Consider the following 21,743-nt stretch of genomic DNA (forward strand, 5'->3'; position numbering starts at 1 on the left):
CCCTTATAAAGAAAAAAACGCAGTTGCGTTTTTACATATGGTGCCGACAACAGGACTTGAACCTGCAACCTGACCATTACGAGTGGCCTGCTCTACCGATTGGAGCTATGTCGGCATCCTGTATTATTATAATACAAAAAGGAATAGATTTCTACTATTCCTTTGGCGCAATTTTCTTTAATAAACCATTATTTCGTAATCTTGGAGCCATAGCCATATACAGGATTGATGAAATAACAATGGCCATCAAAGCATTCACTGTCGTTGTTATAGCATTCCATGAAGCTAATGCTTTTGCTGCATTATCAGGAGCACCTAAAATAAAAGCAGTATAAAAATAAGAAAAAATAGGTTCTCCAATCACATTAAATAACATACCTGCTGTAGCTGATAAAATAACTGCTTTCCATAACGCTTTCCCTTGCTTATGCTGGATATGAAAAATACGATGTGCAACCAAACCAGTTATGATACCAATCCCTAATTTCAAAATAATTGTTTTAGGCGCTACAATCACATAAGCCGGATCCAACAAATCTGCAATTCCCATACCAATAGCACCTGCAACACCACCAGGTAATCCCCCTAGCAATAAAGCTGCCAACACACAAAAAGTATTTCCTAAATGAAAAGATGTAAAACCACCTGGTGTGGGAATCTTAATCTGTAAAAACATAAATGATATATAACATAAGCCAGCCATTAAACCAACTAAAACGATTTTCAATATTTTTGTATTCATATCTATCACTCCCTATATGACTAACAGTATATATGATTATTGGTCTTATGAAAATATCCAGTTTTGTATTTTTTTATATATCCAGATTGAGTATAATAATATCAAGGAGTGAAAATATGTTAACTTATTCATTTAAAGAATTGGATATACCTATGTATGAATATTTATATCAATGCATTAAAAATGATATTATCCATCAAAAACTCAAACCCCATGAAAAATTACCTTCTAAACGTGCTTTTGCGAAAAATCAAAATGTCAGTTTGATTCTGTAGAGAATGCCTATCATCAGCTTCTAATTGAAGGGTATATTTATTCTAAAGAAAGAAAAGGATATTTTGTAAGTGAACTTCATTATCCCCATTATATAAAAAATCATTCTTCTGTTATGACAAAACCAAAACAAACTCATTATCGTATAGACTTAAAATCAAATTCTGTATCTTCTTTACATTTTCCATTTTCTACATGGTCTAAAATGACACGTCAAGTCCTTTCATCTCAATCACAAGAATTGCTTTCACGTTCTCCACATCAAGGTTGCGAATCTTTAAGGCGTGCCATCTGTTCACATCTTTATGCCTTTTGTGGAATGAATATTTCTCCTGATCAGGTGATTATTGGAGCTGGAAGTGAATACCTTTATAATTTAGTGATTCAATTATTAGGAAGAGATCAGATATATGCCTTAGAAAATCCAGGTCATCACAGTATTTCCCAAGTCTATCACATCAATCATGTCAATTATCATTACATTCCCTTAGATCAACAAGGCATTGATATAAAGGCACTAAGAAAAAGTCAGGCACAAATCGTGCATATCTCTCCTGCTCATCATTTCCCAACAGGTATCACAATGCCCATACAAAGACGTTTGGAATTACTTCAATGGGCAGAAGAATCTCATCGTTATATTATTGAAGATGATTATGATAGTGAATTTCGTATGCGAGGAAAACCACTTTCCCCACTCTTTCAAATTGATCAAAATGAACATGTGATTTATATGAATACATTTTCTAAAACACTAGCCCCATCATTTCGTATCAGTTATATGATTTTACCACCTCATCTCGTTCAAATTTTCCAACAAAAATTAGGTTTCTATACATGTAGTGTATCAAGCTTTGAACAGATTATTCTTGCCGAGTTTATCCAAAACCATCACTTTGAAAAACACATTAACCGTATGCGTAACTACTATAAATCCATCCGTGATGAATTTCTTCTCCAACTTTCACAAAGTCCTCTCTTTTCCCAAATTACAATTACTGAAGAAAACTCAGGTTTACATTTTCTACTTCATTTCTCTTTGCCATATAGTGATAATTTTATTTTAAAACGTGCTCAAGATTTAAGAATCAACATGAGCATGCTTTCCCAATTTTATGACCAACCTTTTGATTCACATACAATCGTGATTAACTATTCTGGACTTTCAATTGAAGATATTCCTTTAGCCGTCCAATTACTGTGTCAGTTATTAATGGAATAAGAGAACTGCTTTATAATTTCCATATTTCCATAGTAGAAGTATAACATAAGCTTTGGCTTTTTGTTATCTTAACCAACCGTCTAAAACCTGTGGGATTGCGGTGCCTCATTTCAAAAGTTTTTCATACAGTTCATGATGTTTAGCATCTTCTCCATCTTGATGCTTACTTTTTGAATTTATATTTACCTTTTCCATGACCAGATACTGGCTCTATAATATCTTTCTGCACTAAATTGGAAAGAAGCTTAGAGGCAGCAGATTGCTTCAAATCAATGACCTTCATAACTGTATATATGCTTCATCATACCCGAACTTCTCAAATAATCTACGAACATGATTTGTTGTATTATTAACAGATAAATCTTTTTGTGTTTTACTAAAAGTGTACTTTCAATATCCACTTTTGTATCTTGAATGTCCACTTCTGTGCTTCCAATATCCACTTTTTTAGTATTTAAAAATCCACTTATATGCATATCTCGGTTATGTAGTTCATTGTCATGCATCTGCATAAAATGTGGAAAAGGAACAATACAATAGGTCAAAAAATCATATATCTGGTTACTTTTTAATTTGCTTATTATAAATATTTACTTTAAGCATTTATTAACCAAACAAAACCAAATTCCTATAATATGAAAAAGATGCTTTCTACACTACATAGAAAACATCTCAATATATTATAAAAAATTTATATTCATACACAAAATACATGTCTTTTGGAAGGGAAAGTCAAGATATATGAAATAAATGATTTTTATGCTTTAAAAAAGTTAAGTCAAGATATTTATATCTGTCACCTTCACTTTTTTAAGGCTTTTTATTTTTTCTGTGGAAACTTTGCATTAGGATAAATACGTTCCATTCTTTCATTTGGATAATGCTGATCTAGAAATTCTTCTACAGGATTTTGAGCATTGATTTGTCCATTTTGTCTTTCTGAATATCTTTGAATAGCTAATCCTGATATGATAATATTGATTGTCATAAAAACAATAAAACACCATGAAAGAATTGTTCCTGTTTTTTTTGGGATTTTTTCAATGAAGTCTGATAATTTTGGATAAATGATTTTAATCCAAATCACAGCCACAATTCCCCAAAAGAAACAGAATAATAAATTAATACGTCCTCCTAAGTTAAAAGGAAGATGACTGTAATCCCAAAAAACTGTTCCAAAGAATACTTCTGTAAAAACACTACATGCATATTCATAGGCTCCACCTACAACCGTTCCAAATAAGAAAATAAAGCGATCACTTTTATAACGATACTGATATAACAGTAAAGTTAATAAAGCACAGCCAATTCCCCAAACAATAGAAAAAGGACCATAAATCACACTACTACGACTCATCCATATGCCTGTTGTATAATGACACCATAATGTTTCAACAATATCTCCTAAAAATGCACCAATAAGAAATAACCATAATAATTTATAAAAAGAACATCCTTTTGCAAATACAGTTGATTTTTCAACTTTTGGCTCATTTAAAATTTCTTTTTTATCAAGATTTGGAAATGCATTCACAAAATGTTTAAGTGTCCATTCAGATATTCTCATGCCTAAACGATCTGCCGTTCTTTGCATGTTTTCTGATACCTCTTTAATGACACCTTTTTTCACACGTGAACGTGTACTTAAAATACCTGTGATTGTTCCAACAAAATCGACTGCCATAACAACACCCATAATAATCAAGAGAATCTCTCCAACGGATGAAGGAATCAAATGAACAGCGTTTAAAAGTGTTGGCTCAATAAATTCAACACAGATGATAGCCATCAACCCCCAAAGAATTGTATAAGGCATATGCACATAACTACCGAATTGGAATCTCTTTCTTGAATAATCCCACCATTTATGGTGAAAAATTTTCTGTAAGAAAAAACCTGTCATATATACAACAAAGGAAGAAATAATTGCTCCTCCTAAAAACATAAAAAACCATTGATCATGAAGTTCATGTAATAAAATAAAAAACAAAACGCCACAAATACCATAGGATGGGCAATATGGTCCATATAAAAATCCAACATCAACAAACTTCTTACGACGATATGCCGCAAGAATAGTTCCTATGACCCAACCGACAAAAGAATAAACAAAAAATATCCATAATTGATCATAAATTAACTTTTCCATCATTTCCCTCCAACATAGTCTATATGATACTATCATAGATATATGAATAATACATGAAGAAAAAAGAAAAAAATCAGAAAGATTTCTGATTTTCATCCCATTGTTTCACAACTCGACATGGATTTCCATAAGCAAGACTATGTGGTGGTATATCTTTGGTCACTACACTTCCTGCCCCAATGACACAATCATCACCAATCGTGACTCCTGGCATGACGGAAACATGAGCGCCAAACCAGACATTACTTCCCACACGAATAGGCAAAGCAATTTCTAATCCCTGATTACGTTTTTGATAGTCTAGAGGATGATTCGCTGTATAAAAACCACAATATGGACCTACAAAAACATAATCACCTATTGTGATACTTCCACCATCCATAAAATAACAAGAGCTATTAATAAAAATATTCTTTCCTAATTGAATACGACTTCCATAATCACACATAAATGGACTTATAATTTCCAGATTTTCTGGATAATAACCTAATAACTGTGTCAAGATGTCTTTTCTTTTTTCAACATCCCCAGGTCTTGTATGATCTAAATCAAAGCATAGATCTTTAGCTTTTATGCGCATTTCTAATAATTGAGCATCATTATTGGCATCATACCATTCTCCACGTTCCATCTTTTCTAATTCACTACTCATGACTTTCTCCTTTTCAATCATTTCTTAATCATTAATCATCTCAATGGCTTCACTGATAGATGATACGATATGTGTTGCCTTTTCTTGAACAATTTGTGGTGAATCATGAAATGTAAATGAACAATCAGCACTTTCTAACATAGGAATATCATTATAAGAATCTCCTATGCCATAGACCATATCCAAATGCAATAATTCTTTCAATTTCTTGACTGCTTCTCCTTTAGAACATCCTCTTTTAACAATATCTATATATTCTTTATTTTGAAAAGCAATAATTTCTTTGCATGTTTCATTTAAATCATGTGTCCATTCTTTGGCCTGTTGTTCATGAACAGCATTAATTGATAATCCAAAAATATGTTCATCTCCAATACAATCAATAGACTCTACATATGTTTGAGCTATTGGAATTTTTGAATCTTTCACTAATGTATAAATACGAAAATCTGCCTGAATAGAAACTTCAGCTTTTTGATGATATTGTTGATAAATAGCTTTCATAATCTCTTTAGATATTGTCTGTTCATATAAGACATGACATTCTTTATCTAAAATGCAAGCGCCACTGCTTACAATATAAAAATCTGGTTGAATACAATCTTTGATATAATGTTGTACACCTATCAATGGTCTACCTGTACATAATCCAAATAAATGATGTTTTTGAAAATGAACAATAGCTTGTTGATCATTTTCTTTGACACCATCTTCAAAATATAATGTTCCATCAAAATCACTGGCTAATGCTTTCATTGTTGACTCCTTTTAAATAATAATCTATCATCTGTAATTCTTCTATCTTAATGCAATGAGGAACTTGTTTATGTAAAACCAATTGTTGGCATTTGGCAAGTGGCATCCATTGAACTTCTTCCACTTCTTCTTTTTGCAAGACAAAATCGCCATCATACCATAAGACATAAACATGCGAAACTTGTACATTATGAAATGGTTTTTCATGAAATACATTGTGGCTATTGCTGTAACTTGTACCAATATAATGTAATTCACCCTTTGTCGTCTCGACTCCCAGTTCCTCTTTTAATTCACGTAATGCCGAAGTTTCAAAGTCACTTCCTGCTGGAATATGACCAGCACTTGAAATATCATAACATCCCGGATAAGAATCTTTATTGAGGCTACGTTTCTGTAAAAGAATTTCGACATCCTGCTTTTTTCTTAATAACCAGACATGGCTAGTACGATGACGAATGCCATGACGATGTGCATATTCTCTTTCTACAATTTCTCCCGTTGGATTTCCCATTTCATCTACGATATCTAAATATTCCATCAACTCATCACCTCTTTCTATTCTACTACATTTTACATTTTAAATAAAAGATAAAACTCTTAAAACCCATATCCAAAATGTTAAAGAAAAACCACTCAGTAATGTTGTTAACATGACAACATTACTGCTTAAAACACCAGCATGTCCCATATTCTTTGCCATGACATAACATGTCACTGTTGATGCAGAACCTAGCATAACCAAAATAGCTATTAACTGTTCCTGACGAAAACCTAAGATGATAGCAAGTGGTAAAAACAGGAAACAGAATCCAAACAATTTAAAGAAAGATGCTAAAAAGGCAGGTTTTATCTGACTGATAGCTTTATCCAAACGAAAAGAAGCACCCATCGCTATCAAACCTAATGGTGTAGCCATATTGGCAACATAGGATACACTTTTTGAAAGAATGGTCGGCATTGGTAAAGAACATAAAGACCATAAAAATCCAACTGCAATCCCAATAATAATCGGATTCTTTAATATTCCTAGACATGTCTTCTTCAATAAATCACAATTGACTCCATCCCCATGAGGCTGATAGAAAGACAAGATAATCACAGCAAATATATTATATAAAGGTACACTTCCTATAATCATTAGTGGTCCCATTGTAGAACTTCCATATATGTTTTGAATTAAAGCGACTCCCAGCAAGGCTGCACTACTGCGATACGTTGCCTGAATAAATTCACCTTGAATACTTTTATCTTTTAAAAATTTTGATATTATCATCGCAATCAAAATACTTATAAGTGTCACAACAAAACAAAATGCAACAAAAGAAAAATTCCATACTTCTAAAAAATCAACTGTCGCCAAATCTTGAAACAAAAGAACTGGCAAAGGAAGCATAAAGACAAAACGATTTAATTGAGAAGCAAATTCTTCACTCATCCACCCTAACTTTCTTAAAAGCATTCCTAAAACCATCATCAAGAAAACTGGAACTGTCGCATTGAAACTAAATAATAAACTATCCATGTTTAAACCTCATCAGGAAATAATATTTTTAAAATACGTTCTAAGCCCTGATTTTCAATAGCACAACAAACCAGATCTGCTTTTTGTTTTAATACTTCAACAGCATTCCCCATCGCAACACCAACTTCACAATATTCAATCATTTCCATATCATTCAATCCATCCCCAAAAGCATATGTCTGTTGACGACTCACATGATAATAATCTAAAACTTTTTGAATGCCGACAGCTTTAGAAATGGTTGGTGAAAAGAATTCAAAAGCATTTTCACTGCCATGTTCATCATGATGAATAACACTGCCAAATTTATCCTGAATATAATTTTCTATTTTTGCTTTATCTTTATTTAAAACATTAGCTTCTATCTTGATTGTTCTTTTTAAAACCTCATCTTTATCAAAATCCAATTGGAACATTTCTTTCATACCAGCCTGAGAAAAGAAATCATAAAGTTCATGATAGCTAGGATCAATATAAATCGCATCAGCTGTTTCTAACATATAGTCACATCGCAGGTCTTCTAGCATCTGAACAGTTTTCACACATAGTTTGTAATCCATTCTATCTTCATAAATAGATTGCCCATCAATTTCAACATATCCACCATTGGCTAATATATATCCATCAAATCCTACATTTAATAAATACTGATTGATCATAGCTTTAGGTCTACCACTGGATATAAATATTTTATGTCCCTGCTCTTGAATTCTTTTTAATTGGTAAAGAGCCCCTTGTGGTATGTCAGGAATACCTCTAGTAGTATCTAATAATGTTCCATCAACATCAAAAAATAATATTTTTGATTGCATGATTCCACCCCCATAACTGATATCTATTATATAAGTTTTTGATTGATTTTGCTTTCTTTTTTCAAGAATGGAAATAGAAAAAGACAAACATTTCGTTTGTCTTTACTCACTACGTAATGCTGAAACAGGATCACTCTTCGCTGCTTTGCTGGAAGGAATAATACCACCAATCAAAGTTAAAACAACGCTAAGCACAACTAAGATGACACCACCTGCCACTGGTAAAGAGGCACTGACATCTACATTACCAGCAATCGAATGAATAATCATGTTTCCTGGTATCAACAATAACAATGTAATCACAATACCTAAAACACCTGCAAGTAATCCTATAATAAATGTTTCGGCATTGAAAACTTGTGAAATATTACGCTTAGATGCACCTATTGCACGCAAGATTCCAATTTCTTTTTGTCGTTCTAAGACACTGATATAAGTAATAACACCAATCATAATAGAAGATACGACTAAAGAAATAGCGACAAAGGCAATCAGTACATAACTAATCACATTAATAATGTCAGTTACTGATGACATTAAAGTACCTACATAATCTGTATAAGAAATCACTTTATCTTCATCAGTTTTTTCCATTTTGGCATTATAATCATCTAAAATATTCACAACATTTTGTTTTGTTTCAAAATCTTTTGGATAAATATTAATGCCACTAGGTTCATCAAAATCAGCATATCCTAATGTTTTTAAATTATTTTCATAAGTTGAAGTTTCTGTTGTCATAAGTGAGACCATAAGTTCAGACAACTCTTCTTCACTCATATTCATTTGAATAGCTTCAGAAAATGCAGTTGGATCAATTTGAATCGCTGATTGCATATTTTGAGCTAATGTTCCCATTTGTTTAGACATTTGAGCACTGATTTGTTCTTCTAAGGATTGAGAAATCTGTGCTGTATATTGTGTCATCATTGTTTGAATCTGATTTTGTAATAATGTTTCAAACTGCCCTGTTAAACCACTATCTTGAAGTAATTGAATAACATTTTGTTGAATCAAACTTTGTGCACGAGATGTTTTAATATAAGTCATAAAATAAGTCTGTATCTGAGTTGAATCCGTCAACTGATTTTCAACCATATAATTTTGAAAATCAGTTGTGATACTTTGACTTAAAGATTCAATCTGTTCTCTTGTAAACTCAACATTTAATTGTGATAAGATTGCATCCATATCAATAGAAGGCATATTTGACATATCTAATTGAATCTGGCTTAAATCCAGCTCACCCATTCCTTTTGTCAATTGACTTTGATCTATTGAAAACGCACTCTTTAACTTCTCTGTATCAACACTAAACAATGAATTCATATCAAACTCTTTATTATTAGCTTCATTAAAAGCATTACCTGTAAACACGTCAATATCTTTATTTTCTAATTGTTTTTTCACAATTTCACTTGCTTGAGCTTGTTCAATCACATGTGTTGTCAGTGACTGGGGATAACCAATACCCGTTTGAAGCATTGTCGCTGTTGTTCCTTTGGCTGGTTGAACAATCCCAACAATTTTTATAGTTTCACCATTTTCAATCAATTTTTTCATATAGGATTGATTATCTGTTTTATCTCTATATAAATCATATTCTTCATCATATTCATAATAATCTGCTGCATTGACAAGCTTAAACTCTTTTCCTAATACATCTTCATATAAATAAGTATCTGTATTCTCTGGAGCATTGACTTCTTCCTCTTGAGAGAACTTATCTACCATATCATCTAATTCAGAAAAATCTCTTAACCCCAATGTATACGACATTAAATCATTAATCTTACCATTTTGTGTTAAAACCAGAACACACTCATTATAAGCCTTTGGCCAACGTCCCGCTTTAACATCATATTGATCTACATATAGACTTTCATCACTAGGCATTTCATAAAAAACATCGGTACTCATCATTGTTGACATCATGCTGTTTCCACTACTTGAAGAGCCTAAACCAAGTGATTGAAACGATTTATCAGGATGAACCTGTCTGATATTTTCTGTATCTGTACTGTATATTTGTGGTGATACATTATACGTATACTCTACAGCATTTGTATATTCTTTAATATGACTGTCACCACTATCTAAATATTCTTTTAAAGAAGCCAAGTCATTAGAACCAATCTTTGAAAACATATTGGTAATCATTTGAATAACTTGTATCTGGCCTTCTTCTTTATTTTCACTTTGACCATCTTGAACATCTACCATCAAAGATGTCATATCAAAACCTGTACTTTGTATTTGCAGTGGATATTCAGATAATGTTTCTTCTTCAATTGATCGAATATATTGATTGACACCATTAGAAAGCGATAATATCAATGCAATCCCAATAATTCCAATAGACCCCGCAAAAGATGTTAAAATCGTACGGGCTTTTTTGGTACGTAAGTTATTAAAACTTAAAGATAAAGCTGTTAAAAAGGACATTGAAGATTTTCCCATGTTTTCATGTCTTGGTTTATCCAATTCATGTTCACTGAATTCATATGGATCAGAATCACTACGGATTGTTCCATCTCTTAATTCAACAATACGTGTTGCATAAGCTTCTGCCAATTCAGGATTATGTGTTACCATCACAACAAGACGATCTTTGGCAACTTCTTTTAACAGTTCCATAACCTGAACACTGGTATCACTATCAAGTGCCCCAGTAGGTTCATCGGCGAGTAAAATATCTGGATCATTAACCAACGCTCTTGCAATGGCGACACGCTGCATTTGTCCTCCAGACATTTGATTTGGTTTCTTGTGTCCCTGATTACCTAAACCCACCTTTTCCAAAGCTTGCTTTGCTCTCTTTTTACGCTCTGCTTTAGAAATACCAGATATCGTCAAAGCCAATTCAACATTAGCCAGGACAGTCTGATGAGGAATCAGATTATAGCTTTGAAAGACAAAACCTATGGTATGATTACGATAGGAATCCCAATCTCTATCTTTATACTTTTTAGTCGAAATGCCATTGATAATCAAATCACCTTTATCATAACGATCTAATCCACCAATAATATTTAAAAGTGTTGTCTTTCCACTTCCACTTGGTCCTAATATCGCAACAAATTCATTATCTCTGAGATTAAGACTTACGCCATCTAATGCCTTTTGAACTAAATCACCCGTTTTATATTGTTTATATATATTCTTAATTTGTAGCATTCTCTTATCCCCTTTATATAGAATATATACTATTAAATCCTTTTTATTTGAATTGAAAATGAACATTTATATATTTCTATCGTATATCGACATATTTCCCCGGAAATAGTCCTCTTTTTATATATTCCCACAAAAAAAGAATATACATACTTATATATTCTTTATCTCTGGCGAGGTTCATATAAACGTGTCATATCAACATTCTCTAATTGTAATAACTTGATTTTATTATCAATACCACCCGCATATCCTGTTAAACTTCCATCTTTTCCTACAACACGATGACATGGAATAATGATGGATATAGGATTATGCCCAACAGCCCCACCTACTGCCTGAGCTGACATTGTTTTTTTATTTAATGCTTTTGCCACCTTTTTAGCAATTTCCCCATAAGTCATTGTTTGACCATAAGGAATCTCACACAATATTTTCCATACCATCTGTTGAAACTGTGTGCCTTTTGGTGTTAATTTTAAATCATTGATGGAAGGTTGTCTTTGATGAAAATAATCATCTAACCATTTTTGAGTTTGTATCAATATGGGATGATTATCTTTCTTTATAATATTTTCTTTGATATTTCCTAAAAAGTATTTCTGCCCTTCAATCCATAATCCAATCAAACCTTCTTCATCACATACCAACAAAAGATTTCCTAAAGGTGATTGATAATATGTCTGATAATACATAAGTCTCACTCCTTATCATCATTTTATCATTCCCTATTTTTCTATACAACTATTCTGTCATATATAAGTTCATTCTTGATGAATATGATAATCATAATGAAGTCTCAAATGAAATAAAAAATGCAGTCTTGACAACAAGAAAGTTTATTTATATAATACAGGCGTATAGAAAAAAGGCGATGAATAGAAGAGTAATTGTTATGATTGATAACAAGAGAGTCCTGATGGTGGAAATGGACAATCATAGTAACGACGAATAAAGACTAGGAGCCGTATTTTGGATCGTATGTGATAAAATAACGTGTGCCGCGTTACAGGCTAGACTCTGATAGGAGTTGAAAAGGTTTATGCAGTGATGCATAAACGAATGAGGGTGGTAACACGATAATCTCTCGTCCCTTGTGGATGGGAGTTTTTTTATTGGAAAGGAGATATTATGGAAGAAAGACATTTTAGTGAACAGGAATTAGTAAGACGTGAAAAGTTAAATTTTTTAAGAGAAAAAGGTATTGATCCATTTGGGCAAAGATTTGATGTCACTGCTTTTTCAACAGAGATCAAAGAAAAATATGCAGGAAAAACACATGAAGAATTAGAAGAAGCTGCGATTGAAGTCAAAGTTGCTGGAAGAATTATGACAAAACGTCGTAAAGGTAAAGTATGTTTCATGCATATTCAAGATAAAGAAGGACAAATCCAAATTTATGTCAGAAAAGATGTTATTGGTGAATACAGTTATGAAGTTTTAACAAAAAGTGATATTGGAGATATCGTTGGGATTGTTGGGACTGTCTTTGTGACAAATACTGGTGAATTATCTGTCAAAGCTTCTGAGTATATTCACTTAACAAAAGCATTACGTCCTTTACCTGAAAAATATCATGGTTTAAATGACGTTGAAGAAAGATATAGAAGAAGATATGTTGATTTAATTATGAATGAAGAAGCAAGAAAGATTGCTTTTACAAGACCAAAGATTATTCGTTCTATTCAACATTATCTTGATGGTTTAGGATATACTGAAGTTGAAACACCTGTATTAAATCCCATTTTAGGTGGTGCTTCTGCTCGTCCATTTATTACACATCATAATACTTTAGATATGAATTATTATTTAAGAATTGCGACTGAATTATCTTTAAAAAGATTAATTGTTGGTGGTATGGATGCTGTTTATGAAATTGGACGTTTATTTAGAAATGAAGGTATGGATAGAACTCATAATCCAGAATTTACAACAATTGAAGTTTATAAAGCATTTAGTGATCTAGAAGGAATGATGGATTTAACTGAAGGTATCATTTCTAATGCTGCGAAAGATGTTTGTGGTACATATGATATTGAATATAAAGGACATCAGCTTTCTTTAGCTCCTGGATTTAAACGTATTTCTATGACAGATGCTATTAAAGAACAAACTGGAATTGATTTTGCAGGAGATATGACTTTTGAAGATGCGAAAAAATTAGCTGAAGAACATGGTATTGAAGTCGAAGCACACTTTGGTTATGGTCATATTATTAATGAATTCTTTGAAAAATATGTAGAAGAAACAATTGTTGATCCTACATTTGTTTATGGACATCCTGTAGAAATTTCTCCACTAGCAAGAAAAAATCCTCAAGATCCTCGTTTCACACAGAGATTTGAATTATTTATCTGTGGTAATGAATATGCAAATGCATTCAACGAATTAAATGATCCTGATGATCAATATGAAAGATTTGCAAATCAGTTAAAAGAAAAAGAACTTGGAAATGATGAAGCTAACGAAATGGATTTAGATTATGTAGAAGCTTTGGAATACGGATTACCACCAACAGGTGGAATGGGAATGGGTATTGATAGACTTGTTATGTTGTTAACTGGTCAAGAATCTATCCAAGAAGTTATCTTGTTCCCTCAGATGAAACCAAGAGCAAAATAGTCGATAAAATCAAGATAATTTTGATTTTATAAATTAAAAATATAATGAAAATATAGCACATATTTATGAATTTATAAAATGGTTTTAGATGTTTATAATGAATTAAATATGTGCTTTTTTATGAATAATGATTTTAGATAAATTATTATACTGGACATAAAGTGGACATATGAGAAATTAATTTTTGTATGTTTTTGAAGATTTTTATACCACATTTATAAAATGGACATACTTTTTTATAGTGGACATTTTAGATTGAAAAAAGAAGCAATCGCTTCTTTTTCATTTATAAATTATCAATATAGTCATCTAATAATTTTCTATGTTTCTTATATATGTGAAAATACGTATCTCTAAGAGTTTTAACTGTATGTCCTAACCTATCAGCAATTAGTTGTTCAGATAGCATAGGGTTAGATAATAAATATGAAGCGTGAGAATGACGTAGACCATGAAAAGTAATAGGTTTAACTCCATATTTCTTTACATCTTCATTAAACCATCTTCTTATTGTTCCATTAGAAATATATTTTTGATCACCAAAGATAAACCATTCATCATTAAAATTTCTTAATTGACTAATGTAATTATATCTTGTTGTAAGTTTTTCAACAATCTTATGAGGCAATTTTATAGTTCGATATGAATTACCAGTTTTAGGGGATGTAATTTTAGATGTTAAAGCACTTAAAGATTGTTCAATGGTTATTGTTCCTAAAATTAAATCAATGTGTTTCCATTGCAAAGCACATAGTTCTCCAATCCTTACTCCTGTATAAAAACAAAATTCATAGATATCATATCTTTGTTCATCCTCAATATGTTCCATAAACTTATTATATTCATCAATTTCCCAATAATTATCTTTGCTAGTCTTTTCTTTAGGTTTAGCATTGGGATTTTTAGGCTGTTTTACTGAGGAACATGGGTTTTTAATAAGCCAGTCACGTTTAACAGCGTATGTAAGTAATCCTGATAAATGTAGTAATATTCCTTTAATTGTTTCATCAGCATATTTTTTCCCATTAACTCCATCACTATAGATATTATTAATCCATCTTTGAATTTCAAAAGAAGTGATTTCATTAATACATCTATTTCCAAAAGTAGGAATAATAATATTATTTTCAATTCTTTTATATCCTTTTAATGTTGATTCTTTTAAAGAGAGGGGAGCATCTATATGATACTCCCTAATAACATCTTTAAGTTGTATTTGACTAGTAGGTATTTTTTGATGATCTTCGAGAAACTTTATTTCAGCAAATTTAGCTTCTTTGCGTGTTTTAAAGCCTCTTTTTTTATAGTATCTCGTCTTAGCATTTGACTGTTTTGGGAATTGTCCATAAAATGTCCAAGTCCCATTTTTTTCTTTTCTTAGAGCCATCTAATTAACATCCTTATTCTTCTTTGAATCAACAATGCGCTTACTTTCGATTGCTTTTGCTCTATTACTACAGTCTAGCCCTAAATAGTTTCGCTCAAATTCAATAATGGTTGACTTTGGAAAAATGTAATTTTTTCCAACCTTAATTGCTTGCAATAGCCCCTCTTCACGTAATATACTAATCATATTTACGTGAACATGTAAGATTTCAGCAACTTCTTCTCGAGTAAACATTCTAATTTCAGACATAATTCTCTCCTCCTCAAATTTTAATTAATTTTATTTTCCCATTTTCAATGACAAAATCCAATCCGATGTCTAACATGATGAATTTTTCTTTTAGCTTATCAACAGATAGTGGACGATCATTTCGTTCCCCTTTTTCTTTTTTGAACCATTCCCAAAAATGTTTTGACATCACAGAGTGAAAATATTTTTGGTCTTTTTTTGTTTCATAAGGAAATTCCTTATTGAGTAAATCTTGAATTGAAAGAAGAAATCTATCGGCGTTCAATCGACTTGATGACAATATTTCCCCCTCAATACTTCCTCCAACTTTTTCTAAAACCCAGTTCACCTTGACATCAAATGGATTCTCAGCCATTCTTAACTGATTTAAGTTATTAATTTCGGTATACATTTTTGAAAATCCTAAATAATTGAATCTATAACCAAATACATAAGGATCATAATAGCTCATGTTGCGATAATCTATACCTTCTTTTGTATTAAGATAATGCACAGGTTTTAATTCTTTATACACCTCAATGTCTTGCTTAACGGATTTAAACTTCTTCTTTTTAGTGTAGCAATTTCCCACAGAAACTGCTAAAGATTGATTTGATTCACAAATCAAATACAAGTCAAAATAGTCATGTTCTGTTATAACCGATCTTTTACGGCCAATCATTTGAACAATTTCTACTGGATCGTCGTCTAAACAAACAATATTTCTCAATTGAGTCGAACGTATATTGACTCCATTATCCAACAAGCAAGTACTTATTAACACCTTTTGATAAAAAGTTTCCTCTTGAATCAAAATTTCAAATGTTCTCTTTTGGATTTCAGTTCCTCCATCAGCAGATTCTCTATCCAAAAATACGACTTCATTTTCTCCCAAAACTTTAGAAAGTTGGTTATAGATATCTTTGCCTTGTGGAATTGATTTCACAAAGACGAGCCATTTATCTTTAGATTTAATAACTTGCTTTAAGAGATCACGTTCAAATGATTCAAAACTGATAATATTACGAATTTTTGTAGCATTATTTTTCATAGTGTAAATGAAAGTTTTCTGTGCAACTAAAAGTTCGTTCTTATACTTTCTTTTTAATCTCTCTATAATTCGAATTTGTATGTATTGATTTGTAGCACTCATGAAAATCTTGATTGCTCTCTTCGTTCCCATAATTTTCATAAGACTGAGATTAGTCAAAGAATTAAAATCAGAATCCGCTAGAAAATAATGCGCTTCATCACATACAATATAATCAAATTGGTCTAATATATCAGATGTCATATCTACATCTTTTTCTAATTCTTGATATGATAGAACCCTAACAAGCATATAGTTTCTATTTAAACAACTGTTTTTCAAATGATTTTCAATTTGCTTTCTATTTGCTCGTCGATTAGTTAAAACTAAAATGCGATATTGACCTAGCTGTGCTAATTTCTCAATAAAGGTTGACTTACCAGTTCCTGTCCCCGAGCATACAAAGATATATGAATCGTTGTACCATTTTGGAAATTCTTTCATCAAATAATCACCTATGTAAAGATAATCTTCTGGTATAACAACCTCCTTCCACTTCAACATCACTTCCAAACTATTTTGGTTATCAGTTATTGGATAACAGTAATTTATTGCTTGCTTTTCTAGTGTTATTGGATTTTCCACCTCCATTCTTCTGACAACATCAGTTCGCAATCTTTTGATAGGATTAATTAACATTTTTTTATCCATCTTTTTTTCCTCCTCTTTTTATTTTTCTGGTGCTATGATATCATGATTTTAAATAAAGTTTTTCAAGCTACAAACTGCACTTCAAAAACTTTGTCAATACTTTTTTTAAAATTTAAGGAGAAAATTATGCTAGGAAATTTTACCAATTTAACAATTAATGAAAAGCAACCAGTTGATGAAAAACAAATAAAAAATTCAGAATATAGGAAAAATTATTTATTCCCTTCTTCATTACAATATGATTTTAATTACGATACAATGGATGAATTGTATAATTTGCTTTTAAACATAGTTGATAAGAAAAATCATAAAATAGACAATGAAAATATAAAAAAATTTATTAAACACATAAAAAACCCCATTAAACAGATTACAAATGATTTATTTAAATTTTTATCACAATCAAAACCATTGGAGGACGATTCAAAAAAATGCAACAAATCAAAAAAAGGCAACGAATCAAAACTAAATATATACAATGAATTATTATTTTATATTTTATTTTTTGTTTTATATAATCTTACCTATGAGACTGAAAAAAAAGATCATGTAACTTTAGATCAACTCATTTACTATGACATAAGAAAATTCAAAGAATGTAATCGTAATTTATCAAAATATCTTAAAAAGTATGGTCATTCTCCAAAAGACATATCAGGTCCTTTCGATAAAGACCCTAATTTCATATCAACTTTTGGTAAAGAATTTACCTATTTTGCTCAATTATACGGTAAAAGTAATATTTTTGACATACTATCCTTAGTTGCTGAACATCCAGAACTCCAATCAGATTTTGATAAGGCACTCGAAATAATGAATTCTGAAAAATTCAAAGAATTGAATTCTGAATCAGAATCTTATACTAAATATAAAAAATCCGACTTCGATATTAGAAGACACGAAACTAAGATATCTATTGATTTTTTTCAAATTACTTATAAACAGTTTCTTATCTTTAATCACGATATTTTAAAAGAAATGTCCTGTATACTTAATAATGTAGATAAAGAAAATTTTGATAACTTATCAGATTTAGACAACAAAATCAAAAAATTTTATAATCAGTATAACTCTCTACTACTCAACATGTATAAATATTTAAAATATTTTGAACTGTCTGCTTCTTCACAACTATATTATAGAAAAACTTACTTTTTATTTATTTTTCAATTTTTTATGCAATTTAATTTCCCATTATTAAGTCACCTTTCTAAAAATATCTCTTTAAACTATTCAAGCATAAGAAGTACTTCTTTTAATTTTGATAAATACATAAATTTTAGTATTAATAAAAATAATTCTATCACTTATCTTAATAGTATCTATATTGATAGTGAAAATAAATATTCAGAAAACAATATGTCTAATTTTAATTACCTAAAATCTTACCTTGAAGATATTCCAAATTTTTTAAGTCCAACTTTATATAGAGAAATCGTCCATAGATTTATTAATAAAAACGATCTAATTAATGAATTAGTTGAATTACAGTATCAATTAAACTATCTAATTTCAATTATATCTAATTATGCTTTTTTAAATGGTACAGAAAAAGAAATATCTAATAATATTACTATCTTAATCAGTAAACTTAAAAAACCAACCTATATTGCTGATTTTGAAAAAGGACTTGACATTTTATCTATACTACATTCTCAAGAAGAACATTCTAAAGATTCTAACATATTCTTTCAAAATTATGAAAACATTATTTTTTTCATATATAAAGACATTCAAAATCGTACTATGAAAACTGAATAAAATTACTAGTTTATTCACATCATCATTTAATGAAATAATCAAAAATATTAATGGTAAATTATATCTTTTGACAAAACACTATATATAGCAATTTGTCACATTTTTATATCACTTTTTATTGCAAATGAAAATAGAGAGAAAAATTCCTCTCTGAATTATTTTACCCTTTTAAAATTCAATCCCTTATAAGCCCTTACTGGATTTCCTCTAGTAAGCTGATTATGCTTATTCCAATTTTCATATTGTATAACCTTATTGATAGATGAGTTTTTTTCATCTATCTTTTTCATTAACCTTAAATAAGCAATCTTCTTATTTTGAATCTGACTACGCTGATCCATTGATACTACGCTTATTCCAGTTGGTATATGTATAGCCCTAATGGCTGTAGATACCTTATTGACATTTTGCCCTCCTTTACCTGATGAACGAAAAGCTTCATATCTAATATCATCATCCTTATCAAATCTGAATTTATCTTGCAGTATAGACACATCAATAAACCAGTTTTTTCTTTTATGATTTTCTCTAAATAAACTTCTACATCTCCATTGAACACTTCCTTCCAAAAAAGATAGGTCTTGCTCACTGTAAAAAACAGCACTCTTTAAACATTGCTTATCACTGAAATTCGTTGAAACAACTTCAAGGTTAGGAAATTCTGTTAAAAGTTCCTTATAGAATAGATAACATGCTAATTCACATTCTTTTGGTGAACCTTGTCCAGCGCTAATCTGTATCAACATTTATAAGTCACCATTGGTTTTAATGTTGCGATAATTTCTATACATTTATATTGTAAAAGTGTTTCAATAACGTCATCTATTCTTTTATACGCTTCAGTTGCTTCTTCATATAACAATGCCTTGTCCTTTGATATGACATAGCTTCCTAATGAAGTTCTTTTCAGTTCATCTCTTTTATATTTTGACTGAAGTTTTCCCTTACACTCACTTCTCATGATCTTTCGACCACATCCATGACTCACCGAGTACAACTCATCATTACGAGGTATAGTTTTCACTATGTAAGAAGAGCTCCCTCTTGTTCCTGCTATAATCGCATAGGTATGACCCAATGATGATATGCTTCCTTTTCTATGATAGTATTTCCCATCAGCCATTTCCAAATAATTATGTATGCAATCAATGACAATTCTATTATCTGATTTGATATTTGCCATTTGTGTAAATATATCAGCAAGATGATTGCGATTATCTCTTGCATATGCAAGAGCTTTGTCATGTTCTTCAATATAGGAATTGAATCTTTCACTACCTTCTTCCAATCCTTCTAATGAAGCATATTCTCTATAGATTGATTCTCCTATAGCTCTTGAGCCTGAATGAATCAACAAATAGGCTTTCTTTGTATCAATACCTAGTTGATTAGCTAAATCTTGATTATAGACCTTATCAATGGCAGTCAATTCAATAAAATGATTTCCTCCACCAATGCTATATTTTCCATAGATCCCTGTATTCTCAAGTTTTTTCACAAGTCTTTCTACTTTTATCTTTCTTGTCTTTTCCTGAGTTTCATATAGGGTTATTCCACATCCAATGTCATTTCCTATTAGAAACGGATATATAAATTGCTTTGTACAGACAGTACACCCTACAGGCTGTTTTCCCATGTGAAGATCGGGCAATCCTACAATGGATTCAACGCCTTTAAAATCTGCTATGAATTCGAGCTGTCTTATTGCATTATCCTCCATCCATAGCTTGTTATTTTTCATTATTTCAACTTTCATAAATCCTCCTGTGTTCAAGCAATCACAAGAGCATATAAAAAGCATAGCAGATAATCCACTATGCTCGTTTTTCCGTACACTTGTGATTAGCTACTTTTCTTTTATCTATTATATTGTGTTTGTTTATATGTCTTAGCATAGCCATCACACCCTTTCTTATTGCTTAAAGCATATCATATTTTATTCTTATCTACAAGATAAATCTTTTCTTTCGCATATTTATTCATGATATCAATATCATAAAACTCAATATAGAATGTCAGTGAAGGTCGTTTATATGTATATTTTGACTTTCTTTTCCCACTCCATACAAAGCTTGTAAATGGTTTAGAAAACCAGTCATACTTTTCATCATAGCAATCTGAAAAATCATCCTTGGTAAAGATTTCATTGAAGAAATAGTCTACCAGATCAATAGCTTCTTGCTGGTACCATACCTGTGGAAAAGAATAATAGATAATGCTTCCGTTGATATGACCATCTGCATTGACTAGAATCTTGTAATCAGGAATATCTTCTATTTTTTTGATGTTGTCATGAAAATATCTTTTCATTCTTTCAAGATTGATTCTGCATTTATAAGTCGTCCACCTAGTATATTTGAGATTCTTGACAATCTTCTTTAAATCCTTATCATCAATCCATACTTTTGTTGTTCTGAAAATAATATCATATTCACAATTATCATCAAACGCAAATGTATTTGGTCTTTTATTCTTCCTTATAGGCAAATAGATTATTGCATATGGATTGAATGCTAATATACAGAAACTAGCAATCAAGTATTTTAGACATTGAACATTTCCATCAATCCATGCACCACCATACCACCAGTCTGCCCAGTCAATGATCCAAAGACGATCATGTTCAAAGGGAATGTATATATAGTAATATTTCTTTTTGTAAGGAACCTTATATCTTCTAAACTTGTATGCTTCCATAT

General features: G+C 30.9%; 20 protein-coding genes, 1 tRNA gene and 1 other annotated feature. Of the genes, 4 read left to right on the forward strand and 17 right to left on the reverse strand.

All coding sequences use genetic code 11. The features are described from left to right. Window positions 1–38: 38 nt before the first annotated feature. Together B5E87_RS05205 and B5E87_RS05210 are read right to left on the reverse strand one after the other, a co-directional pair. A tRNA-Thr gene (locus B5E87_RS05205) sits at window positions 39–115 on the reverse strand. A 39-nt stretch (window positions 116–154) separates the two neighbouring features. Beyond that, window positions 155–742 (reverse strand): ECF transporter S component, encoded by a 588-nt coding sequence (locus B5E87_RS05210; protein WP_087243872.1) that lies wholly within the window; start codon window positions 740–742, stop codon window positions 155–157. 116 nt (window positions 743–858) lie between these two features. Here B5E87_RS05210 and B5E87_RS15385 point away from each other — a divergent pair, with 116 nt between their 5' ends. Continuing rightward, the gene (locus B5E87_RS15385; protein ID WP_241147135.1) at window positions 859–1,017 is read left to right on the forward strand and encodes a GntR family transcriptional regulator; all 159 of its coding nucleotides are present in this window, start codon (window positions 859–861) and stop codon (window positions 1,015–1,017) included. Window positions 1,018–1,052: 35 nt separating this feature from the next. After that, window positions 1,053–2,237, forward strand: coding sequence for a MocR-like pyridoxine biosynthesis transcription factor PdxR (gene pdxR, locus B5E87_RS05215; protein WP_479684543.1), 1,185 nt, complete (start codon window positions 1,053–1,055; stop codon window positions 2,235–2,237). Window positions 2,238–2,506: 269 nt separating this feature from the next. Here the strand turns inward: pdxR and B5E87_RS15225 are convergent, their stop codons facing one another. From B5E87_RS15225 to B5E87_RS05260, 9 genes are all read right to left on the reverse strand, one after another. Next, entirely contained in the window at window positions 2,507–2,713 is a 207-nt protein-coding gene (locus B5E87_RS15225) for a hypothetical protein (RefSeq protein ID WP_206399233.1), read from the reverse strand. Between the two features lie 344 nt (window positions 2,714–3,057). After that, window positions 3,058–4,386 (reverse strand): putative ABC transporter permease, encoded by a 1,329-nt coding sequence (locus B5E87_RS05225; RefSeq protein WP_087243873.1) that lies wholly within the window; start codon window positions 4,384–4,386, stop codon window positions 3,058–3,060. A gap of 73 nt (window positions 4,387–4,459) precedes the next feature. Then, a complete protein-coding gene (locus tag B5E87_RS05230; RefSeq protein ID WP_087243874.1) occupies window positions 4,460–5,038 on the reverse strand; it encodes a sugar O-acetyltransferase in 579 nt (192 codons plus the stop codon). 24 nt (window positions 5,039–5,062) lie between these two features. Beyond that, window positions 5,063–5,794, reverse strand: a complete 732-nt coding sequence (locus B5E87_RS05235; protein WP_087243875.1) for an HAD family hydrolase — start codon at window positions 5,792–5,794, stop codon at window positions 5,063–5,065. Continuing rightward, window positions 5,775–6,335: an NUDIX hydrolase gene (locus tag B5E87_RS05240; protein WP_087243876.1), complete on the reverse strand. Its 561-nt coding sequence runs from the start codon at window positions 6,333–6,335 to the stop codon at window positions 5,775–5,777. Before B5E87_RS05240 ends, B5E87_RS05235 begins: the two co-directional genes overlap by 20 nt. 39 nt (window positions 6,336–6,374) lie before the next feature. Further along, window positions 6,375–7,319 (reverse strand): AEC family transporter, encoded by a 945-nt coding sequence (locus tag B5E87_RS05245; protein WP_087243877.1) that lies wholly within the window; start codon window positions 7,317–7,319, stop codon window positions 6,375–6,377. Window positions 7,320–7,321: 2 nt separating this feature from the next. Further along, a complete protein-coding gene (locus tag B5E87_RS05250; RefSeq protein WP_087243878.1) occupies window positions 7,322–8,131 on the reverse strand; it encodes an HAD family hydrolase in 810 nt (269 codons plus the stop codon). 102 nt (window positions 8,132–8,233) lie between these two features. Next, window positions 8,234–11,308, reverse strand: coding sequence for an ABC transporter ATP-binding protein/permease (locus B5E87_RS05255; RefSeq protein WP_087243879.1), 3,075 nt, complete (start codon window positions 11,306–11,308; stop codon window positions 8,234–8,236). 161 nt (window positions 11,309–11,469) lie between these two features. Then, window positions 11,470–12,000 (reverse strand): methylated-DNA--[protein]-cysteine S-methyltransferase, encoded by a 531-nt coding sequence (locus B5E87_RS05260; RefSeq protein WP_087243880.1) that lies wholly within the window; start codon window positions 11,998–12,000, stop codon window positions 11,470–11,472. Window positions 12,001–12,170: 170 nt separating this feature from the next. Next, window positions 12,171–12,403: a binding site (T-box leader), on the forward strand. A gap of 33 nt (window positions 12,404–12,436) precedes the next feature. On the opposite strand from B5E87_RS05260, the gene lysS reads away from it, so the two are divergent. Further along, window positions 12,437–13,927 carry a lysine--tRNA ligase gene (gene lysS, locus B5E87_RS05265; RefSeq protein ID WP_087243881.1) on the forward strand — a complete coding sequence of 497 codons (1,491 nt, stop codon included), beginning with the start codon at window positions 12,437–12,439 and terminating at the stop codon, window positions 13,925–13,927. A 286-nt stretch (window positions 13,928–14,213) separates the two neighbouring features. Here the strand turns inward: lysS and B5E87_RS05270 are convergent, their stop codons facing one another. Genes B5E87_RS05270 through B5E87_RS05280 form a run of 3 tightly spaced genes read right to left on the reverse strand, consistent with a single transcriptional unit; the run spans window position 14,214 to window position 17,283 of the window. After that, window positions 14,214–15,314 carry a site-specific integrase gene (locus tag B5E87_RS05270; RefSeq protein ID WP_087243882.1) on the reverse strand — a complete coding sequence of 367 codons (1,101 nt, stop codon included), beginning with the start codon at window positions 15,312–15,314 and terminating at the stop codon, window positions 14,214–14,216. Next, window positions 15,315–15,563, reverse strand: a complete 249-nt coding sequence (locus B5E87_RS05275; protein ID WP_087243883.1) for a helix-turn-helix domain-containing protein — start codon at window positions 15,561–15,563, stop codon at window positions 15,315–15,317. 13 nt (window positions 15,564–15,576) lie between these two features. Next, window positions 15,577–17,283, reverse strand: coding sequence for a DEAD/DEAH box helicase family protein (locus B5E87_RS05280; RefSeq protein ID WP_087243884.1), 1,707 nt, complete (start codon window positions 17,281–17,283; stop codon window positions 15,577–15,579). 126 nt (window positions 17,284–17,409) lie between these two features. On the opposite strand from B5E87_RS05280, the gene B5E87_RS05285 reads away from it, so the two are divergent. After that, complete coding sequence (locus B5E87_RS05285) at window positions 17,410–19,044, forward strand: hypothetical protein (RefSeq protein WP_087243885.1); 1,635 nt, start codon at window positions 17,410–17,412, stop codon at window positions 19,042–19,044. Window positions 19,045–19,199: 155 nt separating this feature from the next. On the opposite strand, the gene prfH is transcribed toward B5E87_RS05285, so the two are convergent. From prfH to B5E87_RS05300, 3 genes are all read right to left on the reverse strand, one after another. Next, on the reverse strand, window positions 19,200–19,790 hold the full coding sequence (prfH, locus tag B5E87_RS05290) for a peptide chain release factor H (protein ID WP_087243886.1): 591 nt from the start codon (window positions 19,788–19,790) through the stop codon (window positions 19,200–19,202). After that, the gene (locus B5E87_RS05295) at window positions 19,784–20,800 is read right to left on the reverse strand and encodes an RNA ligase RtcB family protein (RefSeq protein WP_087243887.1); all 1,017 of its coding nucleotides are present in this window, start codon (window positions 20,798–20,800) and stop codon (window positions 19,784–19,786) included. The genes prfH and B5E87_RS05295 overlap by 7 nt, the downstream gene beginning before the upstream one ends. A gap of 173 nt (window positions 20,801–20,973) precedes the next feature. Next, window positions 20,974–21,741 (reverse strand): hypothetical protein, encoded by a 768-nt coding sequence (locus B5E87_RS05300; RefSeq protein WP_087243888.1) that lies wholly within the window; start codon window positions 21,739–21,741, stop codon window positions 20,974–20,976. Window positions 21,742–21,743 lie beyond the last annotated feature (2 nt).

The organism is Massilimicrobiota sp. An142 (assembly GCF_002160725.1).
Lineage (GTDB): Bacteria > Bacillota_I > Bacilli_A > Erysipelotrichales > Coprobacillaceae > Allocoprobacillus > Allocoprobacillus merdigallinarum.

Bases quoted from the DNA above. Each gene is read 5' to 3' on its own strand.
- B5E87_RS05210 (WP_087243872.1), bottom strand. From the start codon at position 742: ATGAATACAAAAATATTGAAAATCGTTTTAGTTGGTTTAATGGCTGGC.
- B5E87_RS15385 (WP_241147135.1), top strand. From the start codon at position 859: ATGTTAACTTATTCATTTAAAGAATTGGATATACCTATGTATGAATAT.
- B5E87_RS15225 (WP_206399233.1), bottom strand. From the start codon at position 2,713: ATGCATATAAGTGGATTTTTAAATACTAAAAAAGTGGATATTGGAAGC.
- B5E87_RS05225 (WP_087243873.1), bottom strand. From the start codon at position 4,386: ATGGAAAAGTTAATTTATGATCAATTATGGATATTTTTTGTTTATTCT.
- B5E87_RS05230 (WP_087243874.1), bottom strand. From the start codon at position 5,038: ATGAGTAGTGAATTAGAAAAGATGGAACGTGGAGAATGGTATGATGCC.
- B5E87_RS05235 (WP_087243875.1), bottom strand. From the start codon at position 5,794: ATGAAAGCATTAGCCAGTGATTTTGATGGAACATTATATTTTGAAGAT.
- B5E87_RS05240 (WP_087243876.1), bottom strand. From the start codon at position 6,335: ATGGAATATTTAGATATCGTAGATGAAATGGGAAATCCAACGGGAGAA.
- B5E87_RS05245 (WP_087243877.1), bottom strand. From the start codon at position 7,319: ATGGATAGTTTATTATTTAGTTTCAATGCGACAGTTCCAGTTTTCTTG.
- B5E87_RS05250 (WP_087243878.1), bottom strand. From the start codon at position 8,131: ATGCAATCAAAAATATTATTTTTTGATGTTGATGGAACATTATTAGAT.
- B5E87_RS05255 (WP_087243879.1), bottom strand. From the start codon at position 11,308: ATGCTACAAATTAAGAATATATATAAACAATATAAAACGGGTGATTTA.
- B5E87_RS05260 (WP_087243880.1), bottom strand. From the start codon at position 12,000: ATGTATTATCAGACATATTATCAATCACCTTTAGGAAATCTTTTGTTG.
- lysS (WP_087243881.1), top strand. From the start codon at position 12,437: ATGGAAGAAAGACATTTTAGTGAACAGGAATTAGTAAGACGTGAAAAG.
- B5E87_RS05270 (WP_087243882.1), bottom strand. From the start codon at position 15,314: ATGGCTCTAAGAAAAGAAAAAAATGGGACTTGGACATTTTATGGACAA.
- B5E87_RS05275 (WP_087243883.1), bottom strand. From the start codon at position 15,563: ATGTCTGAAATTAGAATGTTTACTCGAGAAGAAGTTGCTGAAATCTTA.
- B5E87_RS05280 (WP_087243884.1), bottom strand. From the start codon at position 17,283: ATGGATAAAAAAATGTTAATTAATCCTATCAAAAGATTGCGAACTGAT.
- B5E87_RS05285 (WP_087243885.1), top strand. From the start codon at position 17,410: ATGCTAGGAAATTTTACCAATTTAACAATTAATGAAAAGCAACCAGTT.
- prfH (WP_087243886.1), bottom strand. From the start codon at position 19,790: ATGTTGATACAGATTAGCGCTGGACAAGGTTCACCAAAAGAATGTGAA.
- B5E87_RS05295 (WP_087243887.1), bottom strand. From the start codon at position 20,800: ATGAAAGTTGAAATAATGAAAAATAACAAGCTATGGATGGAGGATAAT.
- B5E87_RS05300 (WP_087243888.1), bottom strand. From the start codon at position 21,741: ATGGAAGCATACAAGTTTAGAAGATATAAGGTTCCTTACAAAAAGAAA.